Genomic DNA, 19,294 nt, shown 5'->3' with positions numbered 1-19,294 from the left:
GCACCACCCTCAAAGGACACAACGGCGCGGTGTACGCGGTGGCCTTCAGCCCCGACGGCCACACCCTCGCCACCGCCAGCGCCGACTCAACCGCTCGGCTCTGGGACCCGGCCACCAGCAAGCGCCGCACCCAGCCCCTGGGACACGACGGCCTGGTGAACGCGGTGGCCTTCAGCCCAGACGGCCACACACTCGCCACCGCCAGCGACGACGGAAACGTCCGTCTGTGGGACGCAGCCACCGGCAAGCGCCGCGCCCCGCTCATCGGAAACGTTGCCGAAATGAGTGCAGTGGTCTTCAGTCCCGATGGCCACACGCTCATCACCGCCGACTTCGGCAAAACCGTCCGGCTATGGGACTCAGCCACCGGCAAAGCCCGCACCAGCTTCACCGTCAACGGTGTGCAATCGCTGGCGATCAGTCCTGACGGCCGTACCCTCGCCACCGCCAGCTACGACGGGCCGGCGCAGCTGTGGGATGTCAACACCTCTCCCAAACCCGCCGAAGTTATCCGGCAGATCTGCCGCACCTTCAACCGCCCCCTCACCCCCGACGAACGCGCGGCCTACCTCCCCGACGACTCGGACGCATCCGTCTGCCCGACAGACTGACGGCGGGCCTTCACCAGACCCGCCGTCAACACCGAACAACTCACCTCACGGACGCAGCGTCGCCTCCCTCTCCACGTCCCTCACGTCCAGCCTCGCGTCGAACTTCGCCAGCGGCTTGGCCTGCGCCACAGCCGAGGACGGGAGCCCCGCCCAGTCCAGGATCCGAGCCGTGGCCAGCGACTTCTCGTCGGCGACCAGGCCCGCCACGTTCGCCCCATGGTTCAACCCAGGCGCCGTGAAGACGTAGGAGTCCTTCGCGCCCCTGCCGAGGTGGAACGGCTCCGCGCCCCACGGGTCGTTCTGGCCGTAGACGAAGAGCATGTGGCGGGCGTTGTGCTTGACCCAGGTGTCGACGTCGTGCATGGCCCAGGGCTGGAACTTCATGGGGATGGAGCGGGGGACGAAGTTCCGGGGCGGCTGGTAGCCGTAGCGGATGTACTTCTTCTCGATGGACGGGAAGTGGATGGTGGGGGCGCCGAGTTGGGTACCTGCCTGGTAGTAGTACGGGGTGTACGTCTCCAGGCCCTGGTCGGCGTAGGCGGAGAAGCCGGAGATCGTGTCGATCGAGGTCCAGATCTCGTCGTCCGTCGCCGTCTTCGCATTCGCCGGGATCGAGTCGCAGTCGGAGAGCAGGCTGTACTGCCAGAAACCCCAGACGTAGTCGAGGACGACGGCCTCGTAGGCGCGGTCCAGGCTGCCGATGGTGGTGAAGGTGTAGCCGTTCTCGGCAGCGTACGCCTCGTACTTCTTCTCCAGCGGCTCACGGCGTACCAGTGCCTCGCGCTGCACCGCGTTCAGGCGGTCGCGGCACTCCTTGGTGCCGACCTTGGCGAAGAAGCGGTCGTAGGCGGAGTCCTCGTTGTTCACGACGTCGTTGGGGGCCACGTAGGCGACGACGCCGTCCATGTCCTTCGGGTAGAAGCGCTCGTAGTACGTCGCCGTCATGCCGCCCTTGGAGCCGCCGGTCGAGATCCAGTTCTTCGTGTAGATCTTCTTCAACGCCTTGAAGATGCGGTGCTGGTCGCTGGCGGCCTGCCAGATGTCCAGCTTGGACCAGTCGGCCGGGTCGGGGCGCGACGGGTTGAAGAAGCGGTACTCCATGGAGACCTGGTTGCCGTCCACGATCTGGGTCGGCTCGCGGCGGCTGGGGGTCGTGGAGACGTTGTAGCCGCCGGTGTAGAAGACCGTCGGGCGGGAGACGTCCTTGTGCAGCACGGTGATGCGCTGCTGGAACGTGCCCTTGGACGGGTGCCGGTGGTCGACCGGCTGGGTGTAGTTGAGTACGAAGTAGCGGTAGCCGGTGTACGGCTTCTCCTGGATCAGACTCATGCCCGGTATCGCGAGCAGCTGGTCCTTGATGTCCGTGGCCTCCGGCTCGGCGGCGGTGGCCGCTCCGGCCGTGCTCAACGTGCCTATGAGCACCGTGAGCGCCAGCAGCCATCTGAGCGCCTTGCGCATGCACCCTCCCTGTGAAACAGATGTCCGCCGGAAGTTATCGGAGCAACTCTGTTCACACCAGGGGAGGTTGGAATCAGGAGGTCAGAAGCGGGTCCAGCCGGTGCTGTCCGAGTCCCGCCCCACCGCGCCGCTGACGTTCACGCGCTGGTGTCCCACGTACACGGTGATCGGTCCCGCTCGGTACGCGTACCGGCCCGAGTCCACGGCAGGGCGCAAATGAGGCCGTTTCACGCTGACCGTCATCGTGCGCCGGGTGCCGGGATCGTTCGTGACCGTGATGGCGCAGAGGTAGCCGCCCCGCTTGTAGATCTTGACGGCACCGGTGGAGAAGGTCAGCGTTCTGACCTTGCGGCCCTCGCACCGGGAGGGGGCGGCGTGGGCGGCCGCCGCCGGGGATGCGAGGGCGAGGAGCACGGACGCGGTGAAAACGGACATGCCGAGCGCCAACCACCGCCGTATCGCACCACTGTTCACGGTCCGCGTCCCTCCCGTGCCTCCGCTGTTGCCGTACTGATGTACGGACGCAGGACATGTGTCGGATGGTTGCGTTGCCGTCAACTGCGCGCGGCCACCGGCTCCTCCGGCTCCGGTGCGCCGACGAACGTCCGCCACAACTCGGCGTAGTGCCCGCCGCGCGCCAGCAGCTCCTCGTGCGTTCCGTCCTCCGCGACCCTGCCGTGGTCCATGACCACGACCCGGTCCGCGCGGGCCGCCGTTGTCAGGCGGTGGGCGACGACGAGGGTCGTGCGGCGGCCTGCCAGGCGGTCCGTTGCCTGGTTGACCTGGGCCTCGGTGGCCAGGTCGAGGGCCGCGGTGGCCTCGTCGAGAAGGAGGATGTCCGGGTCGACCAGCTCCGCGCGGGCGAGGGCGATCAGCTGGCGCTGGCCGGCGGAGAGGTTGCGGCCGCGCTCGGCGACCTCGTGGAGGTAGCCGCCCTCCAGCGTGGCGATCATCTCGTGCGCGCCGACCGCCCGAGCCGCGGCCTCCACCTCGGCGTCGGTGGCGTCGGGGCGGCCGTAGGCGATGGCGTCGCGGACGGTGCCCTGGAAGAGGTAGGCCTCCTGGGGGACGACGCCCAGGCGGTGGCGGTACGACGTGATGTCGAGGGCGCGCAGGTCCGTGCCGTCGGCGGTGACCCGGCCGCCGGTCGGGTCGTAGAAGCGGGCCACCAGCTTGACCAGGGTGGACTTGCCGGCCCCGGTCTCGCCGACGAAGGCGACGGTCTGACCGGCGGGGATGCGCAGGTCGATCCCGGTCAACGCCTCTTCCTCGTCGCCGTACTTGAAGTGCACGTCCTCGAAGGCGATCTCACCGCGCAGGGAGAGGACGTCGAGGGGCTCGTCGGCCGACTTCGTGGACGTGGGCTCCTGGAGCAGTTCCTGGATGCGGCCCAACGACACCGTCGCCTGCTGGTAGCCGTCGAAGACCTGGGAGAGCTGCTGGACGGGCGCGAAGAACAGGTCGATGTACAGCAGGTACGCCACCAGCGCGCCGGTCGTCAGCGTGGCCGCGTCGACCCGGCCCGCGCCCGCGATCAGCACGGCGGCAGCGGCGACCGACGACAGCAGCTGCACGAAGGGGAAGTAGATCGAGATCAGCCACTGGCCCCGGATGCGCGCCTGCCGGTAGCTGTCGCTGCGCTCCGCGAACCTGCGCCCGCCGTCCCGCTCACGCCGGAACGCCTGCACGATCCGCAGCCCGGACACCGACTCCTGCAGGTCGGCGTTGACGACCGAGACCCGCTCGCGGGCCAGTTCGTACGCCTTCACGCTCGCCCGGCGGAAGAAGTACGTGGCGATGATCAGCGGGGGCAGCGTGGCGAAGACGACGAGGGCGAGCTGCACGTCGATCACCAGCAGGGCGACCATGATGCCGAAGAAGGTGACGACCGAGACGAACGCGGTGACCAGGCCGGTCTGGAGGAACGTGGAGAGGGCGTCGACGTCCGTCGTCATCCTCGTCATGATCCGGCCGGTCAGCTCACGCTCGTAGTAGTCGAGGCCGAGCCGCTGGAGCTGGGCGAAGATCTTCAGGCGGAGCGAGTAGAGGACGCGCTCACCGGTGCGTCCGGTCATCCGGGTCTCACCGATCTGCGCCGCCCACTGGACGAGCACCGTGAGCAGGCCGAGCAGGGCCGCCGCCCAGACGGCTCCGAGGGCGACCTGGGTGACGCCCTGGTCGATGCCGTGCCGGATCAGGACGGGCAGGAGGAGACCCATACCGGCGTCCAGGGCGACGAGGCCGAGGCTGATCAGGAGCGGGAGCCCGAAGCCGCGCAGCAGCCTGCGCAGGCCGTACGAGTCCTCCGACGCGACCGCGCGTGCCTCGTCGACGTCCGGGATGTCGGTGGCCGGGGGCAGCGCGTCGACCTTCTCCAGGAGGTCCGGAGTGGCCGGCATGCCGGAGAGCGCGGTGTCCTTGGGCTCGCGGTCACCCGTCCACAGCCGGGGCGTCACCCCGCGCTCCGCGTCGAACTCCGCGTCCAGCTCGTCCCGTACGGAGGTGTCCTCCGAGGGCGCGGCGGCCGGGGCGTGGCCCGGGGAGACGCCGCCCAGCTCGTCGGGGTCGGTGAGCAGGCGCCGGTAGAGGGCGGAACGTTCCTGGAGCTCCTCGTGGGTGCCGAGGTCGGCGAGGCGTCCGGCGTCGAGGACGGCGATGCGGTCGGCGAGGTTGAGGGTGGAGCGGCGGTGCGCGATCAGGAGGGTCGTACGGCCCTCCATGACGTGCTTCAGTGCCTCGTGGATCTCGTGCTCGACGCGGGCGTCCACGGCGGAGGTGGCGTCGTCCAGGACGAGCAGGCGCGGGTCGGTGAGCAGGGCGCGGGCGAGTGCGATGCGCTGGCGCTGGCCGCCGGAGAGGGTGAGGCCGTGCTCGCCGACCTTGGTGTCGTAGCCGTCGGGGAGCTCCTGGATGAAACGGTCCGCCTGGGCGGCGACGGCGGCCTTCTCGATCTCCTCCTGCGTCGCGTCCGGACGGCCGTACGCGATGTTGTCGCGGACCGTGTCGGAGAAGAGGAAGGAGTCCTCGGGGACCAGCCCGATCGCGGCCCGCAGGGAGTCGAGGGTGAGCTCGCGGACGTCGTGGCCGCCGACCAGGACGGCGCCGCGGGTCACGTCGTAGAAGCGCGGGAGGAGGAGGGAGACCGTCGACTTGCCGGAGCCGGAGGAGCCGACGACGGCGAGGGTCTCGCCGGGGCGGATCTGGAAGCTGAGCCCGTCGAGGACAGGACTGGTCGTGCCGGAGGCGCCTTCATAGCCGAAGGACACGTCGTCGAACTCGACGGTCGCGGGCGCGTCGGCGGGCAGGTCCTTCGTGCCCTCCTTGATCGACGGCTCGGTGTCGATCAGCTCAAGGACGCGCTCAGTGCCCGCGCGGGCCTGCTGGCCGACCGTGAGCACCATGGCGAGCATGCGGACCGGGCCGACGAGCTGCGCGAGATACGTGGAGAAGGCGACGAACGTACCCAGGGTGATCTGCCCGCGCACAGCGAGCCAGCCGCCCAGCGCCAGCATCGCGACCTGACCGAGGGCGGGGACGGCCTGGAGGGCGGGCGTGTACACGGCGTTCAGCCGGATGGTGCGCAGCCGCCCGGCGAAGAGCCGGCGCCCGACCTCCCTGAGCTTCCCCGTCTCCTGGTCCTCCTGCCCGAAGCCCTTCACCACGCGTACGCCGCTCACGGCGCCGTCGACCACACCCGCGACGGCGGCGGCCTGCGCCTGGGCGTACCAGGTGGCGGGGTGGAGCTTGTTCCGGCTGCGCTTGGCGATGTAGGCGAGCGCGGGAGCGACGGCGAGGGCGACCAGGGTCAGCGGGAGGGACAGCCAGGCCATCACGACCAGGGAGATCAGGAAGAGCAGCAGGTTCCCGATGGTCATCGGGAGCATGAAGAGCAGGCCCTGGATCAGCTGGAGGTCGCTGGTGGCGCGGCCCACCACCTGGCCGGTGGACAGCTCGTCCTGGCGTCGGCCGTCGAGGCGGGTGATCGTCTCGAACATCTCCGTCCGCAGGTCGTGCTGGACGTCGAGGGCGAGACGGCCGCCGTAGTAGCGGCGGACGTAGGTGAGGGCGTAGACGAGGAGGGCGGCGCCGATCAGGGCACCGGCCCAGGGGGCCATGTCACGGGTGTGGTCGCCGATGACGTCGTCGATGATCACCTTGGTGACCAGCGGGACGACGGCCATGACGGCCATGCCGCCGAGGGACGAGCCGAGGGCGAGCACCACGTCCTTGGGGTAGCGCCAGGCGTACCCGGCCAGCCTGCGTGCCCAGCCCTGTTTGTCCCCCGGTTGCGCTGCCACGCCGGTGCCCTCCGATTTTTCGCCTGATCTTCCGGAAGACACCAACGCGGATGGGAGCGGATTTCATCCCGCCGCAACACTCCGAGCCAGGTTCAGACGCGTACTCGCAGGTAGTAGAACCGCGTCGTCTGTGCCGCGTTCTGGTTGTCGTCGCTGACCAGCAGGACCTTCAGACGGTCGCCCGCACGTCCCGTGATCACCATGCCCTCGATGTTGTCGAGGAGGGGGTTCGGTTGGGGCTGCTTCGCCGTGGCGCCCAGGGTCGGGCAGTCGGCGATGTCGGCCAGGAGGGTCTTCTTGATCACCCGGACGTCGTCCTGGCCTGTGAGGTTCTCGATGCCGCTCGTGTTCGTGGCGCGGCGCGGGTCCGCGAGGTAGAGACGGACCGTGTTGCCGACGCCTGCCGTGAAGCCCCGCTCCAGGACGAGGAGGCGGCCGTCGGGGGTCGCCTGGATCTCGGGGACGCCGAGGCCGGTGTCGGTGCGATAGGCGTACTGGGGGCCGAGGCGGAAGCGGCCGTCGTGCGTGCGCTGCCAGGTCTGGAAGCGGACGATGCCCGCCGTGTCGCCGGTGAGGGCGTACTCCATGGACGCGACCAGGGTGTGGCCGCCGGGCAGCAGGGTCAGGCCCTCGAAGGTGCCGTTGGACTGGGCGCGGCCGGCCGGGGCGACGCGGAGCGCGTCGGGGACGGGGAGGCGGTCGAGGATACGGCCGTCGGCGGAGTAGCGGCGGATGGACGGCTCGCTCTCCGAGGTGATCAGCCGGGTGCCGTCCCGGTCGACGACCAGGCCCTCGGAGTCGAAGGCGGTGCCGTTCTCGTCGGCGAGGGGGAGGGCGGAGCGCGGGGCGAGGCTTCTCGCGTCCAGGTCGAAGAGGGCGGAGCGGTCGGAGAGGGCCGCGAGCGAGCCGTCCCGGTCGAGGGCGAGGGCGGAGAGGTTGCCGACGAAGGTGTCGTCGTACGTCGTCTTGTCGAGCGCGTCGGAGAAGCGGTCGATGGAAACGGTGGTCGAGCAGGCGTGGTCCCTCTGGGCGGCGGCGGCCGGTCCGGCGGCGGAGAGGCAGGTGGCCGCCGCCAGTCCGGCGGTGACGGTGGCGAGTACGGTTCGCAGGCGCATGGCCGTCACCGTAGGACGGGTGGATGACGGCGGGTAGGCCCTCCAATGAAGGATCAGGAGGCCGCGAGGTCCTTGTGGATGACCTTGGCGACGCCCTGGATGGTCGAGATGCCGTAGTCCATGGTGCTGTTGCCCTGGGTGAGCACGGTGATCACGTAGTCGTGGCCGCCGCCCTTGAACGCGCCGAGGCTGTGCACGCGCCAGCCGTTGCTGGCCCGCTGGAGCCAGCCGTTCTTGAGGGCCACGGTGACACCGGACGGCACGCCGTACGGGGTGCCCCAGCGCTGTGACGAGACGACCTGGCTCATCAACTTCAGGATGTAGGCGCGGGAGTTGTCGCTGAGGACCGTGTTCTTGGCGGTGATGAGCTTGAGCAGCTTCTGCTCGTCGGTGACGGTGATCTGAGTGAGACCCCAGTAGCCGTCCGCGCCCGGCTTGGTCTGTGTCATTCCGGCGGCGGCGAGGAAGCCGTTGATCTTCGTGAGGCCCAACTGCCGCCACAGGGTGGAGGTCGAGTCGTTGTCCGACTGCGTGATCATGGCCTTGGCGAGGGTGGCCTCACGGTCGGTGAGGTAGCGATTGTGCTTCTTCGCATCCCACAGCAGCGTGGCCAGGACGGTGACCTTGACGGTGCTGGCGGAGTCGAAGGCGGTGGAGGCGCGCAGGGTGCAGTTGGTGTTCGTCGTACGGTCGTAGAGGCCTACGGCGATGGTGCCCTTGCGGCCCGCGAGCGCCGCCGTGATGTCCGTCTTCAACTTGGCGGCGAGGGCCGCCTTCGTGGACGTACAGGCGACGGTCGGTGCGGGGGCCGCGGCGGCGGGCGCGGCGACGGCCACGCAGGATATGAACGCTCCGGCGGTGAGCGCGGTACCGATGATGCGGGCGCGGTGAGGGCTGCGGCGAGTCATGCGGGTTTGACTCGCCCAGATGGCCGATAGTTGTACGCCTGTTCGTGGCGCCGACAATTGCCTTGCCGTGGCTGCTTGGTGCGGCAAGGCTGGGCCGATGCCAGGGCAACGCAAGAGGAAGCGTCAGCGAGAGCGACAGCGGTACGACGAGACACAGCGTGCCGCCGCTCGCTTCGCACCCGACGCGGGCCACTGGGAAGTGCTCTTCACGACCCAGGACGAGTCGGAATGGCGTGCTTACCTCCACCGCCTGCGAGCGTCGGACCAGCAGATCGACTGGACGGCGGTACGGGTGGACACGCTCTGTGGACGCCTGAAGCAGCCGACCACCTACCGGCTGAGCCTCTTCGTGCCGGGCTCCGTGTGAGGGTTGGCGTCAGGCCGGTTGGGATCCGGCCGGACGGGGCGGGCAGCGGCGCGGACGGTATCTCGGTGCGCGAGCCGCTCAGGACTCCGGTGCCGGGATGTCGTCGCCGTCGGGACCGTCGTGCCCGTCGTGCCCGTCGGGATCGTCTTGATCGGGTCTGGGAAGGCGGGCACCACGACTTTCCGCGATGCGGTGGACGTCGCGCAGCGCCTCGGCATACGGGCCGCGAGAAAGCGGAGTTGCGCGGACGTGGCCAAGATAGGGGCGGACCATCGCGTTGTCCTCGCCTCGCAGGAGCGGCGGGCCGGTCGGGCGGGCGGGCGGGGCGTTCCCCAACGCACGAGCAGGTGGGGCACGCGCACGCACCGGCCGGGACGGTGGCCGTACGGCGACGGCGCCCGGTCCCCGGGAACAGGAGTTGTAGCAGCGGTTCGAGAAGGCGGGCGATACGGTGACTCATGTCGTCAACTCCGTAGCTTTCGTTGATGGCCACGCCCCCGGACCGGTCGCTCGGTCGCGGGGATCTCGCGTTCTGTAGCGATCCACTCACAGAGTGAGACGGTGCGGTCTAGGCTCGCCAGAGGGTCGAGTGTGACCAGTCATTTGTCACAAAGGGGCGCCATGGCTGACCGGAGCATCCCGAACGCCGCGATCTCGAAGGGCTGGCGGAAGTCGTCGTACAGTAATGATCAGGGCCGCAGCTGCCTCGAAGTCCTCGACGGGCACCCCACCGGAAAACTCCACCAAAAAGCCTGCGGGCACACTAAGAGCTGTCCCGCAATCGTCGCTTCGTGTCGGCTGGGCCAGGCTCAGGAGCTTTCCGAGGTGGAGGCGTGATCCGCTGCCGCTTGGACGGCGGGGATCAGTTCTGCGATCCGTTCGAGCTGGTCGCGCTGGGAGTGCAGGTCCAGGGCACCGAGGCGGGTGACGATGTGCCGAGCACCGGCGGCGACGTACCGTCCTAGGTGCTCAAGCACCTGGTCCGGGGAGCCGGTGACAACTGCCTGGATCTTTTCCAGCTCCTCCAGTGGCATGCCGTATGTGGCCCGCGCGTAGTCGTCCAGTGCCCGACGGCCGCTCTCGATGTCGTTGTCGATCCGTACCGAGACGAACAGTGCGGGGGTGATGTCCTCGGTCTCGCGTCCGGCGTCGGCCGCCGCTTGGTGGACGTTGCGGAGGCCGGACGCGTAGTCGGCGGGGTCAGGCGGGTAGGGCAGCCATCCGTCGTACAGTCGGCCAGTGCGGGCCAGCGCTGCGGGGGTCGCGCCGCCGAGCCAGATGGGCGGCCCGCCGGCTCGGGGCGGCCTGGTCGTGGGCGGGATGTCATCGAACCGGAGAATCTCGCCGTGGAAGGCGTCGGCGCCGTCCCACAGGGCCCGCCACAGCGCGACAGTCTCGTCCAGGCGGGCAAAGCGCCTTTCCCACGGCAGCTCGGACAGTGTGTAGAGGGGCCGTCCGAAGCGGCCGGGGAAACCGGCGCCGACCGTCACGGTGAGCCGGCCACCGGACAGCAGGTCGATCGACGCAAGTGCCTGCGCGGCCTGGATCGGCCGACGGAGGAACGGCATCAGTGCAGCTGTGCCCAGCGTCACGGTCTCGGTCACCGGGGCGAGTGCGGCCAGCATCGTGAGTGCCTCGATGCGCGGGCTGATCAGAGAATCGTTGGCGAAGAGCGAGGAGAAGCCCGAGCGTTCGGCGTAGCGGCCGAAGCCAACCAGCTCGCGAGGGTCGTCGGCAGGGCCCCACTGGGCGGTTCCGGTCGGAAGCAGTACACCGATGTCCATGTCGGCAATGTTCACGACCGGTACGAGTGGCGACAATTCCCTGCGGGGAATGGCCTAGGACCCCCGCCGCCGTTACAACAGGCCCGTGGACTTCCCTCGTACGCTTCGTGAACGTCGTACCCGCCGTCATGTCAGCCAGCTCGATCTGGCGCTGCGAGCGGGCACCACCCAGCGCTACCTCAGCTTCATTGAATCTGGCAGGTCCGTCCCGGGCCGGAACATGGTCATGCGCCTGGCCGAGTCGCTGGAGCTGCCGCTGCGTGAGCGCAACGAGCTGCTGCTGGCCGCCGGGTACGCGCCCGCCTACCCGGAGAGCTCACTGGACGATCCGGTGCTGGCCCCCGTGCGCACGGCGATCGACCACATCCTCCGCGGGCATCTGCCGTATCCGGCGCTGGTTGTGGACCGGGGCGGTGACCTGATCGCCGCGAACACCGCATTCGACCTGATCACCGAGGGCGCAGCTGCCGAGCTGGTGGGTCCGGGCACGAACATCTACCGCCTGGCGCTGCATCCCGACGGACTGGCTCCCCGCATCCTCAACCTCGCAGAGTGGGCGCGCCACATCTTGGTGCGCCTTGGCCATCTGGAGGAGTTGCGCGCCGAGCTCACCGGGTACGTTCCCGAGCTGGAGCCGTCCGCCGGGCAACTCGGTTTCGCGGTGCCGCTCCGCCTGCAGTCCTCGTACGGTGAGCTCCGCCTGATGACGACTGTGACGACCTTCGCCACCGCCATCGACGTGACGCTTGCCGAGCTGAAGCTGGAGGCGTTCCTGCCGGCCGACCCGGCGACTGCCGAGGCTCTCTCAGCAGCCACCGGGGCAATGGCTTGTGCTGCCGCCGCTCAGGAGCCCGGGAACATGTAATCGGTCTTGATGCGGCCGTTATCGTCGAGTACGAGGATGTCCGAACCACCACCCACCACGTCGCCGGTTGCGGTGGACACCGCCTCCCAGCCGATCCTGACCACGCCATTGAGACGTATCGCCCCGGGGCGCGCCTGGAAGGCGAATCCCTGTTTCTCGACGAACCGCTCGTAGCTTCGCGCCACTCGGGTCTCGATGGCGTCGTATCCCTGAGCCTCCAGAGTCGGGTGGTCGAAGCCGAGTTCCGCGGCGGTCTCCCGTATCTCGGCAGGCGGGTGAAGGATATGGGTGCCGTCCTCGGCCCAGAGTCGCTCGACGGCCGCGCGGCGCTCTGCAGCATTGGACACATTCCATTGAGCCATGTAGCGGTCGGCCAGCTGCTGCGGGTCGATCTCGATCATCTTCGTCTCCTTGTCCGGGCAGCTCCATTCGGATCCAGATCCTGCGGAGCGCGGTGGAGATCGGCAATTCCCTGTAGGGAATGGGCCTTTCAAGTCAGAGACGACAGCGGTCGTCCGTAGTCTCGTGAAATGATCACTACGTGAGTGGTGTGATTACGACGTCGGAACCACCCTGGATAGCTCCTTTCACTGGGCTGAGCCCGTCGGCCTTCGGCAAGCTGGTGGCCCAGCTGCGGCGCGAGGGCGCCGACGCGTCCGGCCGGGGACGACCGTGGAAGCTGTCGCTGGAGGACCGAGTGCTGCTGGTGACGGCGTACTGGCGAACGAACCTGACACTGCGGCAGCTGACCCTGCCGTTCGGGGCCTCGAAGTCTGCAGCCGACCACGTCATCGACCACCTCGGCCCGAAGCTCGCGCTCCAGCCACGCAAGCGGTTCGCGAAGGACGCGGTGCTGATCGTAGACGGCACCCTGATCCCGACCAGGGACCACAAGATGGCCGAGCAGTCGAAGAATTACCGCTACTCCACGAACCATCAGGTGGTCATCGACGCCGACACCCGGCTGGTGGTCGTGGTCGGCCGACCGCTGCCAAGGAATCGAAACAACTGCCGAGCCTGGACCGAGCCCGGCGCCAAGGCCGCCGTCGGGAACACCACTACGATCACCGACGGCGGCTATCCGGGCACCGGCCTGGTCATCCCGCACCGCCGTCGCAAGGCCAGGAACTCTCGGCATGGAAGCAGGCCCACATCAAGAGCCACGAGCAGGTGAGAGCCCGCGTCGAGCACGTCTTCGCCCACATGAAGGCCTAAATGATCCTGTGCGATTGCCGCCTACTGCTCCAGCCGTAGTTCGTGATCTCGATGGTGAGGGCGCCGAGGAGACAGGTGGCCAGTGTCGATCATCTGGACGAGATCGACCACGCCATCGGGGGGGTGTCCGCCTACTCGAGTTCACCGAGACGTACGTAGGGCGTCCTTTATCTCGCTGAGCTTCGCGGTTGTCGCCGGGGTCCACTCTTTCGCCTGTCCGCCGAGGCGGAGGGCATCCTCGATCTCGCTGAGCTTCGCGGAGGACAGGACGGCTGCTCGCTCGATCAGGTCGTCCCGGGACATGGTGGTCAGCCACGTGCAGGGGGTGAAGCCTGGACGCGGGAATGCGAACCGCAGTACGCCTTCAAAGGGCAGTCCTTCCATGGCGCCTACTTGCACTTCGACGCCCAGACCGCTGATGTCGACGCCCGCCGGCGCGACGACCTGCATCGCCCGGATCCCGGACGCGTCGTCTGCCGACAGCAGTACGACCAGCCGCCGCTCGTCGAACTCGACCCACCAGACTTCGCCACGCTGCACATGTCCTCCTGACACAGGACGGCAGACGAACGCTGCACGACCCTGACGCGCTGTGGAGACGGGTGCGGCCACCGTTGATCATCGGTGTGTGAAGACAAACGATCATGGGTGGCCGCAGGTCACAGCGTAGACCCTGCCCGCTGGCAGGAGGCGTCCGGGGGCCTGATGAGCCGGATCGCAGGCCGGTTCACGCGAGTCGAACCCCGGGGCAGGGCCGGACGGTTGGTGCTCGGGTTGCTGTCGGACCTGCCGCGTAAGAACTGCTGGACCATCGCCGAGTGGGCCGGGGAGGCCACCCCGGACGGCATGCAACACCTGCTCGGGCGGGCCAAGTGGGACGCCGACCAGGTCCGCGACGACGTACGCGGCTACGTGGTGGAGTACCTGCACGACGACCAGGCGGTTCTGGTGGTCGACGAGACCGGCGACGTGAAGAAGGGCACCGGCACGGTCGGCGTCCAGCGCCAGTACACCGGCACCGCGGGCAGGATCGAGAACGCCCAGGTCGCCGTCTACCTGGTCTACGCAGGCCGGCGCGGGCACGCCGCGGTGGACCGGGAACTGTACATTCCGCGCTCCTGGACCTCCGACCCCGACCGCTGCCGCGCCGCCGGGCTCGGCGAGAAGACAGGGTTCGCGACCAAGCCGGAGCTGGCCGCTCGCATGGTCGCCCGGTTCCTGGACGCCGGGCACCGGGCCGCCTGGGTCGCCGGTGACGAGGTTTACGGCGGCAACCCGACGCTGCGAACCGCGCTGGAGGAACGCGGCACCGGCTACGTCCTCGCGGTGGCCTGCTCGCACGAAGTCACCACCGGCGCCGGGAAGTTCCGCGCGGACGCCCTGGCCAAAAAGGTGCCCAAGCGGGCCTGACAGAAGCTGTCCGCAGGGGCCGGAGCCAAGGGCCACCGCTTCTACGACTGGGCCGTCATCGACCTCGTCGACCTCCGGCCCGGGAGTCGCCAGTTGCTCATCCGCCGAAACCGCAGCACCGGCGAACTCGCCTACTACCGCTGCTACTCCCCCGCACCGGTGCCGCTGACCACCCTGGTGCGCGTCGCTGGATCAAGGTGGCGGGTGGAGGAGTTCTTCCAGTCCGGCAAGGGCCTGGCCGCCCTGGACGAGCACCAGGTCCGCCGCTACCCGTCCTGGTCCCGCTGGGTCACCCTGGCCATGCTCGCCCACGCCTTCCTGGCCGTCGTCCGCGCGGACGAACACACCCACCACCCCGCACTCGACGCCCTCATACCGCTCACCTGCAACGAGATCCAACGACTGTTCATCACGCTCGTCGTCCAACCCGTCCACGACGCCGTGCACCGGCTCGGCTGGTCCGACTGGCGACGCCGCCACCAGGCCCGATCCCAGGTCAGCCACTACCGACGACAAGCCACTCAGGCATGAAGATCACGAACTACGGCTGGAGTACTACGCGGTGACGGCGTCCGCCATGCGATATCCGGCATTGCCCGCATGCACAACCTCATGCTCGTCGGATAGGCGCCGGTCGCCGCGTCGGCAGGACGCACCTCGCCCATGAGAACGATCATTTACGGGACACCGTTTAAGCTTGATTTTTAACCTCGCTGTTGACGGTGGAAGAGGTCAGGGTCCGACTTGCGAGTCAGACGGGCGAGGTGGGCGTCCAGGGGCTGAACACGTCCCGGGAGGGCATCCCGTAGGTTCCACCAGCGGATGGCCGCAATCTCCTCGTTGGCCTGGAAGTCCCGAACAGTGGTGGTGCGGACGGCGAACAGTGCCGCGTACTCGGCTCGCTCATCGGGCGCCAGCAGGAAGCCCGCGTAGCCGATGAACTGCAGCGGTTCATCGGGTTCCTGACCGCTCTCCTCACGCAACTCGCGCATGGCCGCCTGGCGTGGTGATTCACCAACCTCCACACGCCCCCCGGGCAGTTCCCACATCTGGCGCCATCGATCGAAGACCATGAGGACACTGTCGCCGTGCCAGACGGCGACCAATGCCGCCGGCAGCGGGGCGTCACGTGGTGGCGCTCCTTCAGCGCCGGGCGCGAAGGAGACCAAGGCGTTGCCTCGATCATCGACCATCAGCGGTACTACGTCAGAATGTGGCATTTCGCTATGCTGCCCAATTGCTCGCTGAAACGCTCTGCTACGACGACGGATGAACGCCGCGACGAAGACGAGCGGCTTTCGGAACACCGCTCCCACGGGACGTCTCGCCGCCGGTGTCACATCTGCGCCGTCCCTCGCGGCGGTCGCTGCGCATTTCGGCTACATCTGGCCGGAAATCTCAATGACGCAATTCGTGGCTGCTGACCAGCTTGGAGACGACACCCACCCACAGGCTGCCCCCAGGTTGAGCACAGCCCTCACTCATCGGCCGTCTGCACTGTGCACTGGTGACATCTGCCACCAATCCGCACCCCCACACAACCGTGTCCCCCGACTGGCCGCCGCCGACAACCTCCGCGACGGCCCCTGAACCGCCGCCGGACAAAGCACCGCGCTGGTCGCTGCCCGCCTTGATCGCGATCCTGATCCTGGCGGCGGCGCTGTACTCCTGGAACCTGTCGGGCTCCAGCCTCAACAGCTTCTACAGTGCCGCCGTGCTGAGCGGTACCGAGAGCTGGAAGGCGTGGTTCTTCGGCTCGCTGGACGCGGGCAACTTCCTGACGGTCGACAAGCCACCGTTCGCGCTGATGGTCATGGGGCTGTCGTGCCGGATCCTCGGCTTCGGCACCTGGCAGATGATGCTGCCGATGGTCCTGGTCGCCGTCGCGACGATCTGGATCCTGCACGCGTCCGTGAAGCGGGTGTGGGGGCACGGCGCGGCGACGGTCGCCGCGCTGGTGCTGGCGCTGACGCCGATCACCGTCGCCATCAACCGCGACAACAACCCCGACACGCTGCTGGTCTTCCTGATGGTGGCGGGCGCGGCCCTCGCACTGCGGGCCGCGCGGAACGGCAGGCTGCTGCCACTGCTGGGCTCCGCCGCCTGCTTCGGGCTGGCCTTCAACACGAAGATGCTCCAGGGCTATATCGCGCTGCCCGCCGTCTTCCTGGTCTACCTGTACGCGGCCAAGCCGACGTTGGTGAAGCGGATCGTCAACCTGCTCCTCGCCGGTGTGGTCCTGGCCGTCTCCAGCTTCTGGTGGGCGGCCGCCGTGTCACTGGTCCCGGCCTCCGAGCGGCCGTACATCGGCGGCTCGACCGACGGCACCGCCTGGAACCTGATCATGGGTTACAACGGCCTCGGCCGGATCTTCGGCGGCGAGGGCAACGGCGGGGGCGGGGGTGGAGGCGGTGATCTCCATGTGGGGCTGGTCCGGCAGCGACAAGGCGATGACCCTGGCGAAGCTGAAGGAACTGGTGAAGGCGGGCGAGCTGCACTACATGCAGATCGGTGGCGGCGGTATGGGCGGGGGTCCCGGTGGCGGGTCCGACGTCAGCTCCGAGGTCACGGCGTGGGTGCAGGAGCACGGTACGGCGGTGAAGGAGAGCGACTACAGCGGGAGTTCGGCGTCGAGCACGGCCAACCAGTCGACGGTCTACCGCCTGGACGCGTCGGACGTCAGCTGACACCGGCGTGAAGCCGCCCCTCTGCGGCCCCTGACTCCCGGTCAGGGGCCGTTCCGCTGCGTCAACTCGCGCAGAGAAGCCCCGATTTGCCGTTTCACGTCATCCAATGGACACGTCGACTCCATGGACATGACCGCATGTCCATGCCACTCTCCCGTTTGCCGCCTCCATTCAACCCGCGTAGATGGGACCCCACTTATGCTGGCGACACGCACCCGCCGCCGCTGGAAGCCGGTCGCGCTGACGACCGCCGCCGTGCTGGTCGGCCTCGCCGCTCCCGCCCTGACCGCGACCCCCGCCGCGGCCACGACGACCGCGTACGACACGACGTACTACAAGAACGCGATCGGGAAGACGGGCACGAGCCTCAAGTCCTCCCTGCACACGATCATCAGCAGCCAGTCGAAGATCTCGTACTCCGCGGTCTGGAACGCCCTCAAGGTCACCGACCAGGACCCGAACAACAGCAGCAACGTGATCCTGCTGTACAGCGGTGTCTCGCGCAGCAAGTCCCTCAACGGCGGCGACGTCGGCGACTGGAACCGCGAGCACGTGTGGGCCAAGTCCCACGGCGACTTCGGCGAGGCCACCGGACCCGGCACCGACCTGCACCACCTGCGCCCCGCGGACGTCAAGGTCAACAGCATCCGCGGCAACCTGGACTTCGACAACGGCGGCAGCGCGGTCACGGGCGGCGGCGGCAGCCTCGTCGACTCCGACTCCTTCGAGCCGCGCGACGCCGACAAGGGCGACGTGGCCCGCATGATCCTCTACATGGCCGTGCGGTACGACGGCGGCGACGGCTTCGCCGACCTGGAGCCCAACGAGAAGGTCAACAACGGCAGCAACCCGTACATCGGCAAGCTCTCCGTGCTCAAGCAGTGGAACGACGAGGACCCGCCGAGCGCCTTCGAGGAAAAGCGCAACCAGGTCATCTACGACACGTACCAGCACAACCGCAACCCGTTCATCGACCACCCGGAGTGGGTCGAGGCGATCTGGTAACGGCACAGGACGAAGGGAAGGGGCCCCGCCGGACGGATCCGGCAGGGCCCCTGGCTCCCATCCCTGCTACCCGAGACGCACGAGGTCCTCGGGCAACGCGTACCGGTGCTCTCCGGTCAGCACGTCGGACGCGAAGACGAGCACATACTCCCGGTCCTCGTCGAGCCCGCACGCGCCGCACGGCTCCTGGTACCCGATAACCTCCGCACGCTCCTGACCCGGCGCCCCCTTGTCGTTGCCGCCCCATCCCAGGCGATCGCCGATGCGGTACGTGTCCTGGAACGTGTGCCCGAAGTGGAACTGCAGGGTCATCGGCCCCTCGTCGCCACACCCCGGACACCCGTGCAGCCGCGGCACGACCGCCATGTTGTACGCCCCCATGGCCCCACCCCGAGTTCAGTCCCTGTCGTCGTCTTCCAGGTACCAGCCGCGAGCGACCATGCGTTCCTTGAGGCGCTCCACTTGTCCGGCCGACGGCTTGCGGACGGACCGTACCGCTGCCGCCTCGTTGCGCACCACGTGCCGGTCGAGGCCGAAGGCCGTCTCCACCACCTCGCCGAGGTTCCGCTCCGACAACAGGTCCGAGAGGATCACGAGCAGCGGCCCGTAGTCCTCGTCGTCCTTTCCGAGACCGGCGGGGAACGCCGTGTGCAACTGCTCGACGACCTCGGCGAGGTGGGGCGCCGGGTTCACGGCCCGCCAGTCCCAGCCCGGTTCGGCTTCCATGCGGCGCACGAACTCGGAGAACTCGATGAGCTCTCCGAAGTTCGTGTCCACCACCCCCGTCCGGTCGCGGATGAGGCTGCCAAGGAGGGCCTTCGCCGACTCGGCGTTCTCGTACTCCACGAGGACCGCGTACGGATCCGGCGCCACGCGGGCGACCTCTTCGAGTTCCTCCGGGTCGAAGTCCTCGATCACGCGCCCGGAGAGCGCGAAACCGTAGGTGTTCTCGCCGAGTTCGAGCAGGTCGAAGAACGGGTCCGGTCGGTCCGTCAGTCCGAGTGCCCGGAGGTCCGCGAGCAACCGCTCACGGTCCGAGCCCGGCACCAGCAGGACGAGGGTGGGCTTCACCTGGACCTCAGCTCGGGCATCAGGTCCGCCGGGCAAGGCCCAGGCGGGCCGCATCGTCGTATCGCTCGCACAGTTCGCCGACCCGGGCCTCGACGAAGGTCAGGGCCTCGTCGAGGTCCAGGCCTTCGGCGTGCCGCCGGTACGGGGTGTGGACCCCGGCCGGCCACTCGCCCATGTCGCGCTCCAGGTCGATCCGGACGAGCGCCTCCGCCGTGATCCCCGCCTCGGTGAAGGCGAGGGTCACGGCGAGGCGGTACTCGTTCGGCTCGGGGTCCCGGGTGAGGTCCATCCAGGTGATGCCGTGGTGGAGCGTCACCTGCGGTGTGCCGTCCACGACGTCGAGGAGGAGCTGCGGGCTGAGTGCCGTCTCGTCCTCGACGTCGGAGTCGCCCCTGAAGTCGAACTCCAGGTAGCGGCCGAGCATGAACTCGGCGAGCTGCTTCTGGAAACGGTCCAGCGACAGCAGGAACCGCGTGAACTTCTGTTCCGCCAACTGGAGT

Annotated in this window: 17 protein-coding genes and 3 pseudogenes; 8 read left to right on the top strand and 12 right to left on the bottom strand. The window is 68.5% G+C overall.

Annotated elements, in window-relative coordinates:
* On the top strand, nt 1–611 hold a 611-nt coding region (locus AC067M_RS27680), incomplete at its 5' end, for a WD40 repeat domain-containing protein (protein ID WP_478699734.1).
* 45 nt (nt 612–656) lie between these two features.
* Here AC067M_RS27680 and AC067M_RS27675 read toward each other — a convergent pair.
* The 5 genes from AC067M_RS27675 to AC067M_RS27655 form a co-directional block, all read right to left on the bottom strand.
* Nucleotides 657–2,069, bottom strand: a complete 1,413-nt coding sequence (locus tag AC067M_RS27675) for a S28 family serine protease (protein WP_478699733.1) — start codon at nt 2,067–2,069, stop codon at nt 657–659.
* An 81-nt stretch (nt 2,070–2,150) separates the two neighbouring features.
* Nucleotides 2,151–2,504, bottom strand: a complete 354-nt coding sequence (locus AC067M_RS27670) for a hypothetical protein (RefSeq protein ID WP_478699732.1) — start codon at nt 2,502–2,504, stop codon at nt 2,151–2,153.
* Nucleotides 2,505–2,623: 119 nt separating this feature from the next.
* Nucleotides 2,624–6,367: an ABC transporter ATP-binding protein gene (locus AC067M_RS27665; protein WP_478699731.1), complete on the bottom strand. Its 3,744-nt coding sequence runs from the start codon at nt 6,365–6,367 to the stop codon at nt 2,624–2,626.
* Nucleotides 6,368–6,459: 92 nt separating this feature from the next.
* A complete protein-coding gene (locus tag AC067M_RS27660) occupies nt 6,460–7,482 on the bottom strand; it encodes an esterase-like activity of phytase family protein (protein ID WP_478699730.1) in 1,023 nt (340 codons plus the stop codon).
* Between the two features lie 53 nt (nt 7,483–7,535).
* Nucleotides 7,536–8,390, bottom strand: coding sequence for a serine hydrolase (locus AC067M_RS27655; protein ID WP_478699729.1), 855 nt, complete (start codon nt 8,388–8,390; stop codon nt 7,536–7,538).
* 97 nt (nt 8,391–8,487) lie between these two features.
* Between AC067M_RS27655 and AC067M_RS27650 the strand changes: the two genes are divergently transcribed.
* The gene (locus AC067M_RS27650; protein ID WP_478699728.1) at nt 8,488–8,757 is read left to right on the top strand and encodes a hypothetical protein; all 270 of its coding nucleotides are present in this window, start codon (nt 8,488–8,490) and stop codon (nt 8,755–8,757) included.
* A gap of 621 nt (nt 8,758–9,378) precedes the next feature.
* Nucleotides 9,379–9,594, top strand: a complete 216-nt coding sequence (locus tag AC067M_RS27645; protein WP_478699727.1) for a DUF397 domain-containing protein — start codon at nt 9,379–9,381, stop codon at nt 9,592–9,594.
* On the opposite strand, the gene AC067M_RS27640 is transcribed toward AC067M_RS27645, so the two are convergent.
* Nucleotides 9,567–10,541, bottom strand: coding sequence for an LLM class flavin-dependent oxidoreductase (locus AC067M_RS27640; protein ID WP_478699726.1), 975 nt, complete (start codon nt 10,539–10,541; stop codon nt 9,567–9,569). The two genes, AC067M_RS27645 and AC067M_RS27640, sit on opposite strands and share 28 nt — an antisense overlap.
* 85 nt (nt 10,542–10,626) lie before the next feature.
* Here AC067M_RS27640 and AC067M_RS27635 point away from each other — a divergent pair, with 85 nt between their 5' ends.
* Nucleotides 10,627–11,406: a helix-turn-helix domain-containing protein gene (locus AC067M_RS27635; protein WP_478699725.1), complete on the top strand. Its 780-nt coding sequence runs from the start codon at nt 10,627–10,629 to the stop codon at nt 11,404–11,406.
* On the opposite strand, the gene AC067M_RS27630 is transcribed toward AC067M_RS27635, so the two are convergent.
* Entirely contained in the window at nt 11,385–11,807 is a 423-nt protein-coding gene (locus AC067M_RS27630; RefSeq protein WP_478699724.1) for a hypothetical protein, read from the bottom strand. The two genes, AC067M_RS27635 and AC067M_RS27630, sit on opposite strands and share 22 nt — an antisense overlap.
* A gap of 140 nt (nt 11,808–11,947) precedes the next feature.
* Between AC067M_RS27630 and AC067M_RS27625 the strand changes: the two are divergent.
* Nucleotides 11,948–12,618: pseudogene (locus AC067M_RS27625) on the top strand (transposase); the annotation flags it as partial.
* Between the two features lie 144 nt (nt 12,619–12,762).
* Here AC067M_RS27625 and AC067M_RS27620 read toward each other — a convergent pair.
* The gene (locus AC067M_RS27620) at nt 12,763–13,161 is read right to left on the bottom strand and encodes a type II toxin-antitoxin system PemK/MazF family toxin (RefSeq protein ID WP_158988033.1); all 399 of its coding nucleotides are present in this window, start codon (nt 13,159–13,161) and stop codon (nt 12,763–12,765) included.
* Between the two features lie 165 nt (nt 13,162–13,326).
* Between AC067M_RS27620 and AC067M_RS27615 the strand changes: the two are divergent.
* Nucleotides 13,327–14,562 (top strand): annotated as a pseudogene (locus AC067M_RS27615) (IS701 family transposase).
* Between the two features lie 173 nt (nt 14,563–14,735).
* Here AC067M_RS27615 and AC067M_RS27610 read toward each other — a convergent pair.
* Nucleotides 14,736–15,251: an NUDIX hydrolase gene (locus AC067M_RS27610; protein WP_478699723.1), complete on the bottom strand. Its 516-nt coding sequence runs from the start codon at nt 15,249–15,251 to the stop codon at nt 14,736–14,738.
* A 287-nt stretch (nt 15,252–15,538) separates the two neighbouring features.
* Here AC067M_RS27610 and AC067M_RS27605 point away from each other — a divergent pair.
* Together AC067M_RS27605 and AC067M_RS27600 are read left to right on the top strand one after the other, a co-directional pair.
* A pseudogene (locus AC067M_RS27605) lies at nt 15,539–16,444 on the top strand (ArnT family glycosyltransferase); the annotation flags it as partial.
* 472 nt (nt 16,445–16,916) lie between these two features.
* Entirely contained in the window at nt 16,917–17,723 is an 807-nt protein-coding gene (locus tag AC067M_RS27600; protein WP_478699722.1) for an endonuclease I family protein, read from the top strand.
* A 66-nt stretch (nt 17,724–17,789) separates the two neighbouring features.
* On the opposite strand, the gene AC067M_RS27595 is transcribed toward AC067M_RS27600, so the two are convergent.
* The 3 genes from AC067M_RS27595 to AC067M_RS27585 are packed head-to-tail and all read right to left on the bottom strand — an operon-like array spanning nt 17,790 to nt 19,287.
* Nucleotides 17,790–18,104 carry a hypothetical protein gene (locus tag AC067M_RS27595; RefSeq protein WP_478699721.1) on the bottom strand — a complete coding sequence of 105 codons (315 nt, stop codon included), beginning with the start codon at nt 18,102–18,104 and terminating at the stop codon, nt 17,790–17,792.
* Between the two features lie 15 nt (nt 18,105–18,119).
* Nucleotides 18,120–18,794 carry a hypothetical protein gene (locus AC067M_RS27590; protein ID WP_478699720.1) on the bottom strand — a complete coding sequence of 225 codons (675 nt, stop codon included), beginning with the start codon at nt 18,792–18,794 and terminating at the stop codon, nt 18,120–18,122.
* A gap of 19 nt (nt 18,795–18,813) precedes the next feature.
* Complete coding sequence (locus tag AC067M_RS27585) at nt 18,814–19,287, bottom strand: hypothetical protein (protein WP_478699719.1); 474 nt, start codon at nt 19,285–19,287, stop codon at nt 18,814–18,816.
* Between the last annotated feature and the right edge of the window lie 7 nt (nt 19,288–19,294).

It is taken from the genome of Streptomyces sp. NPDC043427, from assembly GCF_056436655.1.
The sequence above is the reverse complement of the archived record's forward strand: the minus strand, read 5'-3'. Positions and strand labels throughout refer to the sequence as shown.

What these genes read in the sequence shown, in the direction of transcription:
- AC067M_RS27610 (WP_478699723.1), bottom strand. Translation starts at nt 15,251, where the DNA reads ATGCCACATTCTGACGTAGTACCGCTGATGGTCGATGATCGAGGCAAC.
- AC067M_RS27670 (WP_478699732.1), bottom strand. Translation starts at nt 2,504, where the DNA reads ATGTCCGTTTTCACCGCGTCCGTGCTCCTCGCCCTCGCATCCCCGGCG.
- AC067M_RS27595 (WP_478699721.1), bottom strand. Translation starts at nt 18,104, where the DNA reads ATGGGGGCGTACAACATGGCGGTCGTGCCGCGGCTGCACGGGTGTCCG.
- AC067M_RS27660 (WP_478699730.1), bottom strand. Translation starts at nt 7,482, where the DNA reads ATGCGCCTGCGAACCGTACTCGCCACCGTCACCGCCGGACTGGCGGCG.
- AC067M_RS27675 (WP_478699733.1), bottom strand. Translation starts at nt 2,069, where the DNA reads ATGCGCAAGGCGCTCAGATGGCTGCTGGCGCTCACGGTGCTCATAGGC.
- AC067M_RS27600 (WP_478699722.1), top strand. Translation starts at nt 16,917, where the DNA reads ATGCTGGCGACACGCACCCGCCGCCGCTGGAAGCCGGTCGCGCTGACG.
- AC067M_RS27645 (WP_478699727.1), top strand. Translation starts at nt 9,379, where the DNA reads ATGGCTGACCGGAGCATCCCGAACGCCGCGATCTCGAAGGGCTGGCGG.
- AC067M_RS27630 (WP_478699724.1), bottom strand. Translation starts at nt 11,807, where the DNA reads ATGATCGAGATCGACCCGCAGCAGCTGGCCGACCGCTACATGGCTCAA.
- AC067M_RS27650 (WP_478699728.1), top strand. Translation starts at nt 8,488, where the DNA reads ATGCCAGGGCAACGCAAGAGGAAGCGTCAGCGAGAGCGACAGCGGTAC.
- AC067M_RS27655 (WP_478699729.1), bottom strand. Translation starts at nt 8,390, where the DNA reads ATGACTCGCCGCAGCCCTCACCGCGCCCGCATCATCGGTACCGCGCTC.
- AC067M_RS27640 (WP_478699726.1), bottom strand. Translation starts at nt 10,541, where the DNA reads ATGGACATCGGTGTACTGCTTCCGACCGGAACCGCCCAGTGGGGCCCT.